Here is a 16526-nt window from a genome sequence, read left to right as displayed (position 1 = left end):
GTGCTAAAGGAGAGAAGGAGATTGTGGCAAAACAAAGGGAAAAGGTGGAGTTTCGTTATTATGAAATCGGGGAGGATGAGCCGGTTCTGGCACTTTTGGGGGAAGACTGGATCCGGGAATATGGAAAAGAGATTAAGTGCCTTCACTTTCATAACCTGATGGAAATCGGTTACTGCCATTGGGGCACAGGGGAAGTAATTCTTGGTCAGGAGCATATCTGTTTTTCACCTGGAACAATTATGCTTGTACCCCCCAGACTTCCCCACACTACCAATAGTGAAAAAGGTACCAAAAGCTACTGGGAGTGGATGTATGTTGATTTAGAAAAGATTGTTTCAGAGATGGACCGTTATGATCCCATGTTTCAAAAAAAACTGTTAAAAAGGATTCAAAGGGTAGGATATCTTCTGCCGGGAGAGGAAAATCCCGGACTTACCAGACTTATCCTGGGTGTTATGGAAGAAGCACGGCGGAAGAAACCTTACTACAAAGACTGCATCAGCGGCCTGCTTCGTGCGTGTCTGGCAGAGTTTTTACGGCTGTCTGATGACGAAGAACGGATTATGAGAAAAAGGACACACAGAGCAGTCATATCGGGCGCTCTGGATTATGTGGCGGATCACTATATGCGTGAGATCAAGATCAGTCAGCTGGCAGAGGCTTCCAGTATGAGTGAGAGCCATTTTCGCCGTGTTTTTGAAGAGAGCATGGATATGAAGCCGGTTGATTATATCAATTTAATCCGGATTCAGTATGCCTGCGAGCTATTGAAAAAAACGGAGAAATCCATGGAGGAGGTAGCTGTAGCCGTGGGATTTTTCTCAATTTCCTCCTTTAACAGGAATTTTAAAAAAGTCCTGAATATTTCTCCTTATCAATGGAAAAGATCGGCAGAAAATTACGAGAGCAAGCTGCTTTACTGCAGGATCAGTGCGCAAAAAGGTTGGTAATACAGATTGAAATGATTGAATTTGCGCATTTTATAATTGAATATAAAAAGTTTTCAAAAAAAGAATTGGTATAATGGGATTATATTCAAAAGAAATTGATCTCATAAGCCAATTTTTTTTATGAAAGAGGAGGAGTTTTGCTATGAAGAAGAAAATCGTATCACTCTTACTTGCAGGAGCCATGGTTGCTTCCTTAACTGCATGCGGAAATTCAGGAACAGCCGGACAGGCATCTGACGGAGGAAAAGAAGGAGGAGCCAAAGGTGGTAATGAACTGACTGTCTGGTGCTGGGATCCGGCATTTAATATTTATGCCATGAATGAGGCGGCCAAGGTTTACCAGAAAGACCATCCTGATTTTAAACTGAACGTAGTGGAGACACCCTGGGCCGATATTCAGACCAAACTGACGACAGCTGCCACCTCCGGCAAACTGGATACACTTCCTGATATTGTTCTTTTGCAGGACAATGCATTTCAGAAGAATGTATTAACCTATCCGGAGGCGTTTAAGGATTTATCAGGAAGCGGAATTGACTTTACCCAGTTTGCGAAAGCAAAAACAGCGTATTCCGTAGTAAACGGAAAAAATTACGGAGTACCGTTTGATAACGGAGCCGTAGTTGCCTGCTACCGCACCGATGTATTGGAACAGGCTGGATATAAAGTTGATGATTTCAAGGATATTACGTGGAGCAAGTACCAGCAGATGGGAGAAGACATATTAGCCAAGACCGGAAAACCTCTTTTATCCTGCCAGGCAGGAGAATCAGATTTAATCATGATGATGCTTCAGTCTGCAGGCGGCAGTCTGTTTGATAAAGAAGGAAAACCCAGCATGGTTGGAAATGATAAACTGAAAAAGGTTATGGAAACCTATGCTTCTCTTGTAAAAAGCGGCGTGCTGATTGAGGTGAATGACTGGGATCAGTATGTGGGAACTCTTACCAACAGTACCGTAGGCGGAACCATTAATGGATGCTGGATCATGGCGAGCATTCAGACAGCTGAGGATCAGTCCGGAAAGTGGGCAATTACCAACATGCCTAAGTTAGAAGGGGTTGATGGAGCTACCAATTATTCCAATAACGGAGGTTCCAGCTGGGCAGTAACCTCTGCATGCAAGAATCCGGATCTGGCTTATGATTTTATGGCTAAGACATTTGCAGGAAGCACTTCCTTCTATGAGACCATTCTTCCTAAGTCCGGTGCTCTTTCCACTTATTTACCGGCTGCACAGAGCAAGGTCTATGGAGAGCCACAGGAATTTTTCGGCGGAGCGCCGGTTTATTCCACAATTACCGATTTTGCATCAAAGATTCCTTCCAACAATACCGGTGTTTATTATTATGAGGCCCGTGATGCAGTGGCAACTGCAATTACCAACGTGGTTGGGGGAGCAGATATTGAGGCAGAAATTAAAACTGCAGAGGATACGGTTAACTTCGCAATGGGTAAATAGTTAGTCAGGGAGGAGGCATTACCAGTGGACAATTCAAAGAAAAGGTTGTCATTAGGCCAGAAGCAGAGCCTGGCGGGCTGGGCATTTTTAACTCCGGCGGTTTTATTTATCGCAGTCATGAGCTTTCTGCCTATGATTCAGGCGCTGTTCCTTTCATTTAAAACAGGGGCGGGGGCCAACTTAAAATGGACCGGCGTAACCAATTATGTCAGAATGTTTCAGGATCCTGTATTCATGCAGGCTTTAAAAAACAATTTTATTTATCTGATCATACAGGTTCCGATCATGCTGATTCTGGCCCTGATCCTGGCCTCTTTGCTCAATAATAAAGATCTTCGGTTTAAGGGATTGTTCCGTACGGCGATTTTTCTGCCATGTGCTACCTCCCTGGTGTCCTATGCGGTAATCTTCCGCTCCCTGTTTGCGGTGGATGGGCTGGTGAATACCGTTCTCATAAAACTTGGATTTTTGTCAACCGGATATAATTTTCTTGGCCATCCAAACAGCGCCAGAATCGTGATTATTCTTGCACTGATCTGGAGATGGACCGGCTATAACATGGTTTTTTACCTGTCCGGTCTGCAGAATATTGAGTATTCCATTTATGAGTCTGCAAAAATTGACGGAGCTTCTCCCATTCAGTCTTTCTGGGGAATTACGGTACCGCTTTTAAAGCCAACGATTCTTCTGACAGCGATTATGTCAACCAATGGCACACTGCAGCTGTTTGATGAGTCTGTGAACTTAACTTACGGCGGGCCTTCCAATGCTACCATTACCATGTCACACTATATTTACAATGTATCGTTTAAATATGTACCTAATTTTGGGTATGCAGCAGCAATGTCTTACTTAATCCTGTTCCTGGTAGCAGTTCTGGCATTTTTGCAGATGAAGGTAGGTGATAAACGTGACTAAAGGAAAGAAGTTTCTGGCATATGGCTTTTTAACGGTCGTCTCCATACTTTCTGTTTTTCCTCTATACTGGATGATGGTTGCGGCTACCAACAAAAGTGTGGCTGTATCACGGGGAACCCTGATATTTGGAACGGAGCTTTTAAACAATACGAAAAAACTGTTTGCCTCCCAGAATGTTGAGGCAGCACTTGGAAATTCATTTAAATATTCCATTGTCATGACACTGGTTTCACTGTTCATCTGCTCCATAGCAGGATATGGTTTTGAAATCTTTCATGACAAGGCAAAAGACCGGATCATGAGCATTATCTTACTGGCAATGATGGTTCCGTTTGCTGCAATTATGATTCCCCTGTATCAGATGTTTTCCAGGGCGAATTTATTAAACAGCACACTTGGGTTTATTCTTCCCAGTATTTCGACTCCGTTTTTAATTATGATGTTCCGCCAGAGCGCCAGGTCTTTTCCAGTGGATATTATGGAGGCGGCAAGGCTTGACGGGTTAAATGAATTCCAGATTTTCTGTCTCATGTTTGTGCCTACCATGCGCTCCACTTATGCAGCAGCAATGACGATTACTTTTATGAATGCATGGAACAGTTACTTATGGCCCAAGGTAATTATGTCTGATGCCAGCAGCATTACCATGCCTATGATGGTGGCCAACCTAAAATCAGGTTATGTGACTGATTACGGAACCTTAATGCTTGCTGTACTGTTGTGTACCATTCCTACAGTGATCGTTTTCTTCCTCCTGCAGAAAAGCTTTGCGGAAGGTATTACGGGGGCTGTAAAATAAGTAAAAGGGAACAAACAGGCGTGGTGACCGGAATCCTGAAAGGGAAATCTGGCTGCTGCGCCTGTTTTCGGAAAGGAACAGATGAATATGAAACATGCTGGTATCTGGTATGGAGGAGATTATTATCCGGAGCAGTGGCTTCAGAGTCCGGATATACTCAAACAGGATATAGACTATATGAAACAGGCAGGAATTAATACAGTGACCATGGGGGTGTTTGCATGGTCCTTTCTGGAGCCGGAAGAGGGGAGATATAATTTTGGCTGGCTGAAGGAGCGGGTGGATGAACTTTATGAGAATGGGATTTATACCATTATGGGAACACCTTCCGGAGCCCGTCCCAAATGGCTGTCTGACAAATATCCGGAGGTGCTGCGGGTGGATGATACCGGGCGCAGGCAGCTTTTTTCCGGACGGCATAACCATTGCTTCACTTCTCCCATATACAGGGAAAAGGTGAGGATGATCAATAAGGAACTGGCGGGGCAGTTTGCCTCCCATCCCGGTATTCTTATGTGGCATATCTCCAATGAATATGGAGGGGACTGCCACTGCGCCCTGTGCCAGAAAGCCTTTCGCCTGTGGCTGAAAAAGAAATATGATTCCATTGATGAATTGAACCGCCGATGGTGTACGGCATTCTGGAGCCATATCTACCAATCCTTTGACCAGATAGAAAGCCCGTCCTCCATTGGTGAGACTATGGTTCATGGACTGAATCTGGACTGGAAGCGTTTTGTAACCGATCAGACCGCAGACTTTGCAAAATGGGAAGTGGATGCTTTGCGGGAAGAAGGAGCAGTACAGCCCACTACTGTAAATCTGATGTATGATTACAAAGGGCTGAATTATCATAAATTATCAACTGCTGTAGATGTGGTTTCCTGGGATTCCTATCCGCTGTGGTATAAAGAAAGGGAGATTCTTACAGCCAGAGATAATGGTTTACAGCATGATTTTATGAGAAGTTTAAAAATGAAACCATTTCTTTTGATGGAATCCAGCCCAAGTGCAACCAACTGGCAGGGAGTCAGCAAGCTGAAAAAACCGGGACTTTTAAAACTGGCGGGGCTTCAGGCCGTTGCCCATGGATCGGACAGCGTCCTATATTTTCAGATTCGCCAAAGCAGGGGAAGCTCTGAAAAATTTCATGGTGCCGTGATTGACCATTACGGAGGAGATGACACCCGGGTATTTCAGGAAGTGAAGGCGGTTGGCAGGGAGCTTGATTTGCTGAGAGAAATTGCCGGTACTTTTGTACGGTCTAAAGCAGCTGTTATATATGATGTGGAAAACCGCTGGGCACTGGAAGATGCACAGGGACCCAGAAACAAAGGACTTTTCTATCATGAGGTATGTACAAAAATTTACTCCGCCATTCGAAAAACGGGAATCAATGTTGATGTAATAACCATGGATGAAAGTCTTGAAAAATATGATCTGGTTGCTGCTCCTATGCTTTATTTGTTTCAAAAGGGCATGGAGGAGAAGATCAGTCAGTATGTCGGTAACGGAGGCTGTTTTTTGACCACTTACTGGTCTGGCATTGTGGATGATGGGGACCGCTGCTTCCTGGGCGGTGTACCTTATGGGCTGAAAGAGATTCTGGGTCTTCGCAGTCAGGAAGTAGATGCCCTGTATGATGGGGAAGTAAATCATATGGTACCGGCCGTAGGGGAAGGAAAACGGTATGAATGCAGCTGCCTTTGTGATCTGGTTCAGTTAAATGGTGCAGAAGCTCTAATGGTTTATGAGGATGATTTTTATCAGGGATATCCGGTGTTTACAAAGAATTCCTGGGGTAAGGGAACGGCTTACTATGTCTGCTCGGATGCAGATCAGGAGTTTTATGATGATATATTTCGCAAACTTACAGAAGAAGCTGGAATAAAGCCTCTTTTAAATGGAACCATCCCGGAAGAACTGGAAATAACCTCCAGAGAGTCTGCAGGGTTCGAGTATATTTTTGTACAGAATTTTTCCCGTAATGAGGTAAAACTGGAGAAGTCCCTGCTTGAGGATTTATTGCAGGGAACCATGCTGATGGGAGATATAACGGACAGCGGCGGGATTAATGGTTATGGGACTGTGGTAATAAGAAGAAAGTTAACGGCTGCAATAAATGACGGGCAGAAAAACACAATATCATAATAGGATCTAAAAAAGGTGCTCTCAAATTGAGGGTACCTTTTTTAAAGCTTTCCTTTTGTATAAAGTGTAGCAAGTTCTATAAAATACTTTTCCGGTTCCGTGAGATAGCAGCCTTTTAAATAAGCCATACACCGCATCCAGGATTGTCTTGGAGGAACGGTGAAATAGACGATAGGTAAATCCGGCTCTACATATGACTGTGGAAAGAATGCCGGACATACCTGGTTCCTCACCATATTGACCACAGTTCTGGTGGTAGAGGACTCAAATAGAATATTGGGGCGGAAGCCGGCGGATTCAAATACCTGGTCTATCATGTCCCTCATTCTGGTCTCTCTGGATATTAATGCAAAGCTTTCCTGGCGCAGCAGTGTTAAATCTATGATTGGAAGTGTCTCGAAGCTTTTTTCTCCGGCAAGAGGAGCCAATGGGTGGGTAGCCGGGAGTCCCAGGACCATAAATTCCTCTTCCATATCCAGATATTCCAGCAAAGGATTTTTATGATTGTTGTAATAGGTGAGGGATGCCATGGTAACTTCTTTCTGAAGAAGAAGCTGTTCCATCTTTTTAACCCGTGCTTCTTTGATTCGGAATGTGACATCCGGATATCTGGCGTGAAAGTGAGGATAAATGCTGGAAAACATAAGGGATCCCTGTTCCGGAGTATAGGAAATAGAGATTTCCCCGCATCGTTCTCCAGAGATGTCCCGAATGATTTTGTACGTTTTCTCTTTCAAATCTACGATCTGGTGAGCAGCTTCTAAATAAGAACGCCCTGCAAATGTTGGAATCATGCAGTGCTTTCTGCGTTCAAATAAAGGTGTTCCAAGCTCCTTTTCCAGCCGAAGCAGCTGTTGGTTTAAGGCTGACTGGGTGAGAAAAAGCTTTTCAGCAGCTTTAGAAATACTTTCTTCCTGTTCAATGGCAATGATATATTCAATTTGATGTAAGTCCATAAAACCCCGCCTGTTTATCTTAAAATTTTTAAGAAATAATATAAATATCAATAAGTTGTAATAAGTGTACGATTCAATTATAATCATGTTGAATAAAATTTTCAATAAATATTATTTAAAACTGTGAAAATCTTATAAAAGGAGAGAAGGATATGAAAAAAAGAGTATTGGGGTTCGTACTTGCAGGAATCATGGCAGCTTCACTCAGTGGATGCAGCTCTGCAAATGTAAAGTCAGGGGAATGGGCAAAAAATGTGGAGATTCAGGTCCCTGCAAAAGCGGGGGGCGGAACGGATGTTATGGCGAGAACTCTTGCTAATCAGGTAGCAAAAGATTCCGGTTCCACAATCACAATTGTTAATAATACCGATGGCGGCGGTGTGGTTGCCTGCGAAAAAACGGCAGCCGGTAAAAAGGATGGTTCAACTCTGACTCAGTGGCATATCACTATGCTGATTAAGACTGCAGCGGGAATATATAACAAATCGGCTGCTTCTGATTTTACGGTAGTTGGTGTGGCAGTACCGAAAGACAAAGCTAATAATGTATTGGTCGTTTCTGCTGATTCTCCATATCAGAAGCTGGACGATCTGTTAGCAGCAGCAAAAGAAAAACCGGGAGAGATTATGTTTGGCGTTGAAACGGGAGGAACAACTCATGTCCAGACGGGTTTGTTTGCTAAAGCAGCTGGTGTGGAGGTGAAGTATGTGGAAGCCGGATCGGATACAGAAAAGCTGACTGCTCTGGTAGGAAAGAGCATTGATGCCTGTTTCGTGAATGCCAATCAGGCTAAACAGTATTTAGAATCGGGAAAAGCGAGAGCTCTGGCTGTTGTATCAAATACAAAAGAGGGAGGCCGCAGCAGTGTTCTGCCTGATGTACCAAGCTTTATCGAACAGGGAGTAGATTTTTATTTCCAGATGTTTAATGCTTTAATCGTTGGACCAAAAGATATGGATCCGGCTCTGGCAGAAAAAATTCATGACTATTATGCAGCGGCAGCAAAGAATGAAGAAGTTAATAAAACTTTAGTACCAGCAGGTTTTGAAATGGAATTTTTAAGCTTTGATGAGGGTCGCAAGACAATAGAGGATTCACAGGTTCAAATTAATGATGTAGTGAAGCAGCTGGGGTTACACAAATAATCATGCAAGAAAGGAGTCCGTCATGAAGGGGAAAAGAGATCAGATAACCGGAGCGGTTCTGGTGATTCTGGGAATTGTGGTTTTCTTAATGACAACTACATTTTCCATTCCTGTCACATCATCGTACCCCGGGCCAAGAATGCTCCCGGACATAGCCGCGTTTGGATTTGTGGTCTGCGGATTAGGAATATTTATTGAAAGTGTTGTCAGCAAAAAAGAGGGAACTTCTTACTTAACAAAAGAAGGCTGGTTAAAAGTGGTAACTGTCTTTCTTATTATTGCAGGATATATTGCCGGAATGCTGGTCGCTGGCTACCTGATTGCAACGCCTGTGATTCTGTATATCATGACCACTTTATTTGCAAAAGGAAGCAGTTCTGCAACAAAGGGGAGAATCCTGTTCTCTGTATTGACGGCAGTGATTATTTACCTTATTTATGTATATGCATTTGGTCTGACTTTGCCGTCGGGTCTGTTGTTTAGTTAGGAGGGCATATGACAGAATTTTTACCTTATATTATCAGCCAGTTAATTACACCTTTCAATCTCATGCTTATGATGCTGGCAACCGTTGTGGGATTGATATTTGGTGCCATACCAGGCCTTTCCGGTACATTGGCAGTAATGCTTTTCATGCCTTTGACCTATAGTATGAATGCCGGAAGTGCAGTTATATTTCTGATTGCGCTCTGGGTAGGAGGATGTTCCGGTGCTTTTATTGGTTCTGTTCTTCTGGGGATTCCGGGATCTGCTTCTTCCGTTGCAACCTGTTTTGATGGTTATCCCATGGCGCAGAAGGGTGAGGCCGGCAAGGCTCTGGCAATTGGTATGGTTGCATCTTTTATAGGAACCTTTCTCAGCGCTGTTTTAGGTGCCCTTTTGAGTCAGAAGGTGGCAAATATTGCATTTGCACTGGGACCATGGGAGTATTTCTCCCTTTGTTTTGTAGCAATTACCATGGTGCTTGCGATTTCAAAGGGGAATATGTTTAAAGGTTTGGCTTCTGCATCTGTCGGTCTGCTGTTTGCGTCAGTCGGATTTTCCCCCATTGATGCGGAACCACGGTTTGTATTTGATAATATGTACTTAATGGGCGGACTTGGAATGACAATCGTACTGATCGGTATCTTCGGAGTCGCCCGTATCATCGAAGAGTATGGAAAAGGATTCGGAGCTCTTCCGGATGTAGATACAAAATCAATTAAGGGTCTTGGGATCACAATGGGAGAAATCCGGGAACAGTTTGTAAATATTATTCGCTCCTTTGGAATTGGGCTTGGAATCGGGTTTCTGCCTGGAATGGGCTCTGGCCTGTCCAACCTGGTCGCTTATTCCAGTGCTAAAAATGCTTCCAGGACTCCGGAGAAATTCGGTAAGGGATGTCCGGATGGCATATGGGCTTCCGAGGTATCGAACAATGCGGCCATCGGAGGAGCCATGATTCCCATGTCTGCGCTTGGAATCCCGGGAGACTCTACAACCGCCCTGCTCATTGGAGCATTAACCATTCATGGACTGGAGATGGGGCCAATGGTATTTAAAAACAGCGGAAACGTGGTTTATCTCATGTTTGCCACAGTTGCAGTATGTGCTGTTGTGATTCTGGTCTTACAGGCCCTTGGTATGCGGGTTTTCCCTCTGATTTTGAAGGTCCCTTACCATTATATGTATCCGGGACTGATTGTTATTTCCTTTGTAAGTGCTTATGTGGATTCCGGAAGCTTATACAAATGCGGCATGATGCTGATATTTGCCGTAATCGGTATTTTGATGAGCTATGGAGGTCTACCCACAGCACCGCTGATTCTTTCATTTATTCTGGGCCCGACTCTGGAGAGCAATATGCTAAAGGCTTTTCAGTATACGGGGAGCGCAGCTGCGTTTTTCACCAGACCAATATCCGGTGTTCTTATGATAATCGGAATTCTGTGTATCTTTTCGCCGGTGATTCGTACTTTAGCGGGTAGGTTCCGCAATAAACAAGAATAAGGAGGCATATGAAATGCCGCTAAACAGTACTTCTAAAACCAGTCTTCCGCCAGATAAGCTTATGGAACGCTGCTGCCGGACTCCATGGGTCAGCTATCTTGAGCCATTTAAAATGGCACCCGGGGTTTATTATGTATCAGGGAATGACTGGGTAGCCTGCTATCTGATTGATACGGGTGACGGACTGATTCTCATTGATACAGCCATGCATGAAACCTGCTATCTGATGCTGGAGAATATCCGGCAGCTGGGATTTGATCCAATGGATATTAAAAAAATTCTTCTGACTCATGCCCATGGCGATCATATAGGAGCGGCCAGAACCTTAAAGGAGCTGACTGGAGCAGAACTCTATCTTGGAGAGAGAGATTTATTTATTGTCAGAGAAAGGAAAGATCTTATTTTCAGTGATGGATTTACCTGCGGAGATATTGAGCCGGATAAGATCTATTCGGATGATGAGCCAGTCAGACTTGGCAAAATTACCATACATACCATATCAACCCCGGGACACACTCCAGGCTGCACTTCCATGATGTTTGATGTGACAGATAAGAATGGAAAAATCTATACCTGTGCCATACATGGCGGTGTGGGATTAAATACCCTGTCCCGTAAATACCTGATAGAGAATGGACTGCCTCTTTCTTTACAGCAGGAATTTATTGATGGACTGAAGAAGCTTGACCAGCTTCATGTAGACATTTGCCTTCCGTCTCATACAAATCAGGTCGGAATTGTCCCGTTGATCAGTCAGATCACGGATGAGTCTAATCCGTTTTTGGATGAATCCATATGGCATGAGTTAATGCAGGAAAGGATCGGACGGATGGAACAGATGATGGCTCTGGAAAAAGAGTCAGTTTTGGAATAGGCAACAGCCCTGGAACTGTTTTTATATGGTTTCGGGGCTGTTTTTTGATATGATGTCTGGGAATAATAATAAAAACAGAAAGAAAATAGACACCGTCTTTTACTTATAGTAAAATGAACCAAACAGGACAAACAGAAGGAAGGAATCCATATGGGAAAGATTGCGTTGCTTGTTTCCAGAGAAGAGATGATTTATCAGGCGCATAACATTCTTCAGGAGAAAAAACATGAGATCGGGGAAATGAGGGTAATTAAAACAGAGGATGCGGTTTCTGAAGCCCGCCAGTCCATTGCAAACGGTGCCTCTATCATCATCGCAAGAGGTCTTCAGGCTTCTCTCATTAAGCAGTACACCGATATTCCTGTAGTGGAAATCGTCATAACGGCCCAGGAGATGGCGCTGTTAGTGAGCAAGGCAAAGCAGATACTAAAAAAGGACAATCCGGTTCTTGGCGTGGTGGGATTTAAAAACATGTTTTGTGACATGTCTTATTTTGATATTATTTACGGAATTGAAATGCGGACTTATTTTGCAGAAAAAGGGGATCTGCTGGAGGATATGGCGAGGCAGGCAGTCCGTGACAATGTGGATTTGATTATTGGAGGGGATACTGCTGTGGGGATTGCAGGTGAGACTGGTATCCCTTCCCTGTTTTTGTCAAACACAGAGGATTCCATGAGAAACGCCTTGTCCATGGCGGAAAGTGTTGATTATGCCATGAGCGTGGAAAAACGCAATGCTGCCCAGATCGAGACGCTTCTGGATTATTCTTTTAACGGAGTGGCGAGGCTTGATGCGTCTGGAAGTATTGTGGATATCAACGCAACCATGGAAGATATTCTGGAGAAAAAGAAGGAGGAAGTCCTTTTAAGACCTGTAGGTGAGGTATTCCCCGAACTTTTGGGCGAGCCCTTCCGTCAGGTGCTGGAATACGGAAAAGAATCCTATTCTCTGTTTATGGAGATCAGCCGGACCTCTGTGTTTGCCATTGTGGCGCCGGTGGTGATTGAAAAAAAGGTGGAGGGAGCCATACTCACCTGTCACCGCATGAAGCGAAAACAGCATAAGGGGCAGGAGTTAAAGGGAAAAAGCCAGTTAAGAGGAGCGGGAGCACTGGGTGAATTCGGAGATCTTTTTCAGGAATCAAAGAATATGCAGGACTGTCTGCGCCTTGCCAAGCTGTATGCCCTTTCGGAAAAGGCTGTTTTCATTACCGGTGAGCCGGGAACAGAGAAGCAGCTTCTGGCTCAGTGCATTCATAATGCAGGGCTTCATAAGGAAGGACCCTTTGTCAACATCTCCTGTGACGGGCTGGGAGAAGAGGCGCAGTATGACATGATATTTGGAGATAAGGGCGCAGCTGCCCAGGCGAAGGGCGGGTCCCTGCTGATCGAAGATATACAGGCTTTAACGAAGGCAAACCAGTACAGGCTTTACCAGCTGATCCGTCATAAGCACAGGCTTGGGAGAGAAGGGCAGCGGTATGCCGGAGCGGAGGTCAGAATCATGGTGACTGCCACGTTTCCTTTATCTGAGCTTGTAAAAAAGAAAGATTTCCGGAAAGAACTGTATTATCTTCTTGAGGGATTGACGGTCACCATTCCTCCTTTAAGAGAACGGAAAGAAGACTTAGAGTTCAAGATCCGGGAAACAATCAGGGACTGCTGTGAACATTATTCCAGATTTCATGTACTGACAAATGGAGCCTGTAAAGTACTGCTTGATTATCCGTGGAAAGGCAATTTGATTCAGGTAGAAAACTTTTGTGAACGACTGATACTGACAGCGGAAAAGAGGAGTCTTGACGAAGCTGCGGTGGAAGATCTTCTCGCTGAACTGTATCCAGGTGAAAGTAAAGTGGAAAAAGAAGACTCCGTTATAAAAAATGCAGAAATTTCATACCCCCTGGAAGCCGGTGAAATTAAGGATACTCTTTTAAAACTGGGTGGAAACCGGGAAAAGACAGCAAAGGAGCTGGGAATCAGCAAGGCAACATTATGGAGAAAAATGAAAAAATATCATCTGGAGTGAAATTAAAATGAAATGATAATGATACGAAAATGAAACTATAGATGATTTGTATAAAGAAAGCTCCTCCATTCGTTAATTCCGCCCATAGCAGAACCTCTGATTTTTATCTATAATCACAGCAGAGATGGGAAGTACCCGTCGGTCACTGTAAACAGAATGAAAAAGTGAGGAAAAGCATATGAAAATTGGATTTATCGGTTTGGGAATTATGGGAAGACCTATGGCAAAGAACCTGTTAAAGGCAGGTCATGAATTAGTTGTATTTGATTTTAATAAAGAAGCAGTTGCAGATCTGGTTTCAAATGGCGCAGCTTCCGCTGAAACCGGAAAGGATTTAGCTTCCCAGTGTGACGTTGTGATCACCATGGTGCCAAACTCTCCACATGTAAGAGCAGCAGTTTTAGGCGAGAACGGCGTAGCAGAAGGGGCAAAGCCTGGAACTGTAGTCATTGATATGAGCTCCATTGATCCAACTGAGAGCAGAGCCATCGGCGCAGAGCTTGAAAAGCTGGGAATTGATATGCTTGATGCTCCGGTATCCGGTGGAGAGCCAAAGGCAGTTGACGGAACCTTATCTGTAATGGTAGGCGGAAAGAAAGAACTGTTTGACAAGTATTATGATATGCTTATGGTTATGGCCGGCTCCGTTGTTTATGTAGGTGAGCTTGGTGCAGGAAATGTAGCAAAGCTGGCAAACCAGATTGTTGTTGCAGTAAATATCGCGGCTGTATCAGAAGCACTTACCTTCGCTAAAAAAGCGGGAACTGATCCGGAGCTTGTATATCAGGCAATCCGCGGCGGTCTTGCTGGTTCTACAGTTATGGATGCAAAGGCACCTATGATGCTTAATAGAAACTTTAAGCCAGGTTTCCGCATTGAGCTTCACATCAAGGATTTAAATAATGCACTGAATGCAGCTCATAATGTAAGTTCTCCCGTTCCTTTAACAGGTCAGTTAATGGAGATTATGCAGGGACTGAAAGCAGACGGTTTTGACAAAGAGGATCATTCCAGCATCGTGAAGTATTACGAGAAAATTGCAAACACAACTGTAGAACCGCAAAAATAAGCCGGACGGAGAGGACAAAAAAACATGAATACAGATTTTATTAAAGGCGTTATTGTGCCAATCCTTACGCCAATTGACGAAAATGAGCTGATTGATGAAGCAAAATTAAGAGATCAGGTTGATTATGTCATTAACGGCGGTGTGCTTGGTATTCTGGCATTCGGAAGCAATGGAGAGTTCTACGCAGTGGAAGACGATGAGATGGAACGCGGGCTGAAAATCATGGTAGATCAGGCTGCTGGAAGAGTTCCGGTATATTTTGGCATCGGCGCCATCAGCACGAAAAAATGCTGCCGTCTGGCTAAGATGGCTGTAGAAAACGGCGCTGCAGGTATTTCCGTTCTTCAGCCCATGTTTTTAAAGCCTACTGAAACAGAGCTTTATAACCATTTTAAAACAATAGCAGAATCCATACCGGAAACTCCAATGCTGCTTTACAACAATCCGGGACGTGTGGGATATACCATGACCGCTGGTCTGGTTGAGCGTCTGGCAAAGGAATTTGATAACATAGTCGGCATGAAGGATACCAGCGGTGATATCACCCAGACGGCAGAATTCATCCGCAGAACCCGGGGAACAGATTTTAAAGTATTCGGCGGAAAGGATACGCTGTTATATGCATCCATGTGCCACGGCGCAGTAGGCGGTGTATGTACAGCTGCCAACTTTATGCCGGAACTGATAACTGATGTTTACAATAAATTTGTGGCCGGTGATTTAAATGGCTCTCTGGAAGCACAGTTTAAGTTAAATCCTGTCCGTCTTTCCATGGATCCGGCAAGCTTCCCGGTAGCAGCCAAGGATATGGCAAATCTAAGAGGAAGAAACGTAGGACTTCCTTATAAACCCAATATTGCCACACCGGAAGGACCGGTTCTTGGCCAGATCAGAAAAGAGATGGAAACAGCGGGGCTCATTTAGAAATAAGAGATCGTTACGGAAGATATTAATATAAGAAAGAGGGCAGGCTGGTGGCTGTTGATAGGCTGCCGGCCTGTTTTTCGTTTCAGGCGTAAGAGGAAAGGGGCAGGCGATGAAATTTTTATTTGCATCTGATTCATTTAAAGGATCCTTATCATCTGTGGAGATAGTAGGAATCCTGACAGAAGAAGCAAAACGTATTTTTACGGATTGTGAGTGCAGCGGAGTATCTGTGGCAGACGGAGGGGAAGGGACCATAGAGGCGGTGATTGATGCCATGAATGGACAGATCCGCACCGTATCCGTACACGGTCCGCTGATGGAAGAGACAACTGCAGTGTATGGAGTGTTTGATGGCAGCCATGCAGTGATCGAGATGGCAAAAGCTTCCGGACTTCCCATGGTTCCGTCAGAAAAGAGAAATCCCCTTTATACCACAACCTATGGGACAGGGGAACTGATTAAAGCGGCTTTGGATGAAGGCTATAGAAAGATTGCCATTGCAATCGGCGGAAGCGCAACCAACGACGGCGGTATGGGAGCCATGACGGCTCTTGGTGTGAAATTCCTTGATAAAGCAGGGAACCTGCTGACTGGCTGCGGCGAAGATCTGGGAAAAGTGGAGCATATTGATATAAGCGGACTTCACCCGGCCGTAAAAGAGACAGAATTTACTGTGATGTGTGACGTGACAAATCCGCTGACTGGACAAAACGGCGCAACCTATACCTTTGGAAAACAAAAAGGAGGAACTCCTGAAATCCTTGACCGGCTGGAAAAGGATATGAAATCCTATGCAGGAAAGCTGTTTGAACTGACTGGTATTGATGTGGACCAGATTCAGGGAACAGGAGCAGCAGGAGGACTTGGAGCTGCTTTAAACGTATTTTTAAATGCCAATATGAAATCAGGAATTGAAACTGTCCTGGATCTGATTCAGTTTGATACCCTGTTAGAAGGGGTGGATTTAGTCGTTACCGGAGAGGGCAGAATGGACTGGCAGTCTGCGTTCGGAAAGGTTCCAAGCGGAATCGGAATGCGGTGTAAAAAAAGAGGTATTCCGGCCGTTGCCATAGTAGGAGGCATGGGAGATGGAGCCGAAAAAATTTATGAATACGGAATAGAAAGCATAACCACAACCATTCAGGGAGCAATGCCCATAGAGGAAGCAATGGAGCGGTCTGTGGAACTATATCGGGGAGCGGCACAGCGTACGTTTCGTATGCTGAGAGCCGGGATGAGTCTGAACGGATAAAAA

At 44.4% G+C, this 16526-nt stretch carries 14 protein-coding genes; 13 read left to right on the top strand and 1 reads right to left on the bottom strand.

The annotated features are described in order from the left end of the window. The first annotated feature begins 23 nt into the window (after positions 1-23). The 5 genes from V7D18_RS22830 (at position 24) to V7D18_RS22810 (ending at position 6280) form a co-directional block, all read left to right on the top strand. On the top strand, positions 24-950 hold the full coding sequence (locus V7D18_RS22830) for a helix-turn-helix domain-containing protein (protein WP_426157806.1): 927 nt from the start codon (positions 24-26) through the stop codon (positions 948-950). A 142-nt stretch (positions 951-1092) separates the two neighbouring features. Continuing rightward, positions 1093-2412, top strand: coding sequence for an ABC transporter substrate-binding protein (locus V7D18_RS22825; protein WP_426157804.1), 1320 nt, complete (start codon positions 1093-1095; stop codon positions 2410-2412). Between the two features lie 24 nt (positions 2413-2436). Then, the gene (locus tag V7D18_RS22820; RefSeq protein ID WP_426157802.1) at positions 2437-3330 is read left to right on the top strand and encodes a carbohydrate ABC transporter permease; all 894 of its coding nucleotides are present in this window, start codon (positions 2437-2439) and stop codon (positions 3328-3330) included. 70 nt (positions 3331-3400) lie between these two features. Next, on the top strand, positions 3401-4129 hold the full coding sequence (locus V7D18_RS22815; protein WP_426157857.1) for a carbohydrate ABC transporter permease: 729 nt from the start codon (positions 3401-3403) through the stop codon (positions 4127-4129). An 81-nt stretch (positions 4130-4210) separates the two neighbouring features. Further along, positions 4211-6280, top strand: a complete 2070-nt coding sequence (locus tag V7D18_RS22810; RefSeq protein ID WP_426157800.1) for a beta-galactosidase — start codon at positions 4211-4213, stop codon at positions 6278-6280. Positions 6281-6321: 41 nt separating this feature from the next. Here the strand turns inward: V7D18_RS22810 and V7D18_RS22805 are convergent, their stop codons facing one another. Further along, complete coding sequence (locus V7D18_RS22805; protein WP_426157799.1) at positions 6322-7236, bottom strand: LysR family transcriptional regulator; 915 nt, start codon at positions 7234-7236, stop codon at positions 6322-6324. 152 nt (positions 7237-7388) lie between these two features. On the opposite strand from V7D18_RS22805, the gene V7D18_RS22800 reads away from it, so the two are divergent. The 8 genes from V7D18_RS22800 to V7D18_RS22765 all read left to right on the top strand — a co-directional run bounded on the left by V7D18_RS22800 (position 7389) and on the right by V7D18_RS22765 (position 16523). Then, entirely contained in the window at positions 7389-8381 is a 993-nt protein-coding gene (locus tag V7D18_RS22800; protein WP_426157797.1) for a Bug family tripartite tricarboxylate transporter substrate binding protein, read from the top strand. A 22-nt stretch (positions 8382-8403) separates the two neighbouring features. Then, positions 8404-8868 (top strand): tripartite tricarboxylate transporter TctB family protein, encoded by a 465-nt coding sequence (locus tag V7D18_RS22795; protein ID WP_426157795.1) that lies wholly within the window; start codon positions 8404-8406, stop codon positions 8866-8868. Positions 8869-8876: 8 nt separating this feature from the next. Continuing rightward, on the top strand, positions 8877-10370 hold the full coding sequence (locus tag V7D18_RS22790) for a tripartite tricarboxylate transporter permease (RefSeq protein ID WP_426157793.1): 1494 nt from the start codon (positions 8877-8879) through the stop codon (positions 10368-10370). Between the two features lie 13 nt (positions 10371-10383). After that, a complete protein-coding gene (locus V7D18_RS22785) occupies positions 10384-11244 on the top strand; it encodes an MBL fold metallo-hydrolase (protein ID WP_426157791.1) in 861 nt (286 codons plus the stop codon). Positions 11245-11394: 150 nt separating this feature from the next. Next, on the top strand, positions 11395-13275 hold the full coding sequence (locus V7D18_RS22780) for a PrpR N-terminal domain-containing protein (RefSeq protein ID WP_426157789.1): 1881 nt from the start codon (positions 11395-11397) through the stop codon (positions 13273-13275). 178 nt (positions 13276-13453) lie between these two features. Then, positions 13454-14344, top strand: a complete 891-nt coding sequence (gene garR, locus V7D18_RS22775; protein ID WP_426157788.1) for a 2-hydroxy-3-oxopropionate reductase — start codon at positions 13454-13456, stop codon at positions 14342-14344. A gap of 24 nt (positions 14345-14368) precedes the next feature. After that, positions 14369-15268 carry a dihydrodipicolinate synthase family protein gene (locus V7D18_RS22770; protein WP_426157787.1) on the top strand — a complete coding sequence of 300 codons (900 nt, stop codon included), beginning with the start codon at positions 14369-14371 and terminating at the stop codon, positions 15266-15268. 112 nt (positions 15269-15380) lie between these two features. Continuing rightward, positions 15381-16523 carry a glycerate kinase gene (locus V7D18_RS22765; RefSeq protein WP_426157785.1) on the top strand — a complete coding sequence of 381 codons (1143 nt, stop codon included), beginning with the start codon at positions 15381-15383 and terminating at the stop codon, positions 16521-16523. Positions 16524-16526 lie beyond the last annotated feature (3 nt).

It is taken from the genome of Lacrimispora sp. 38-1 (assembly GCF_049890855.1).
In the GTDB taxonomy this organism is placed as follows: Bacteria; Bacillota; Clostridia; order Lachnospirales; family Lachnospiraceae; genus Lacrimispora.
This window is presented reverse-complemented; position numbering and strand designations above follow the sequence as displayed.

Bases quoted from the DNA above. Each gene is read 5' to 3' on its own strand.
- V7D18_RS22825 (WP_426157804.1), top strand. From the start codon at position 1,093: ATGAAGAAGAAAATCGTATCACTCTTACTTGCAGGAGCCATGGTTGCT.
- V7D18_RS22815 (WP_426157857.1), top strand. From the start codon at position 3,401: ATGATGGTTGCGGCTACCAACAAAAGTGTGGCTGTATCACGGGGAACC.
- V7D18_RS22810 (WP_426157800.1), top strand. From the start codon at position 4,211: ATGAATATGAAACATGCTGGTATCTGGTATGGAGGAGATTATTATCCG.
- V7D18_RS22805 (WP_426157799.1), bottom strand. From the start codon at position 7,236: ATGGACTTACATCAAATTGAATATATCATTGCCATTGAACAGGAAGAA.
- V7D18_RS22800 (WP_426157797.1), top strand. From the start codon at position 7,389: ATGAAAAAAAGAGTATTGGGGTTCGTACTTGCAGGAATCATGGCAGCT.
- V7D18_RS22795 (WP_426157795.1), top strand. From the start codon at position 8,404: ATGAAGGGGAAAAGAGATCAGATAACCGGAGCGGTTCTGGTGATTCTG.
- V7D18_RS22790 (WP_426157793.1), top strand. From the start codon at position 8,877: ATGACAGAATTTTTACCTTATATTATCAGCCAGTTAATTACACCTTTC.
- V7D18_RS22785 (WP_426157791.1), top strand. From the start codon at position 10,384: ATGCCGCTAAACAGTACTTCTAAAACCAGTCTTCCGCCAGATAAGCTT.
- V7D18_RS22780 (WP_426157789.1), top strand. From the start codon at position 11,395: ATGGGAAAGATTGCGTTGCTTGTTTCCAGAGAAGAGATGATTTATCAG.
- garR (WP_426157788.1), top strand. From the start codon at position 13,454: ATGAAAATTGGATTTATCGGTTTGGGAATTATGGGAAGACCTATGGCA.
- V7D18_RS22770 (WP_426157787.1), top strand. From the start codon at position 14,369: ATGAATACAGATTTTATTAAAGGCGTTATTGTGCCAATCCTTACGCCA.
- V7D18_RS22765 (WP_426157785.1), top strand. From the start codon at position 15,381: ATGAAATTTTTATTTGCATCTGATTCATTTAAAGGATCCTTATCATCT.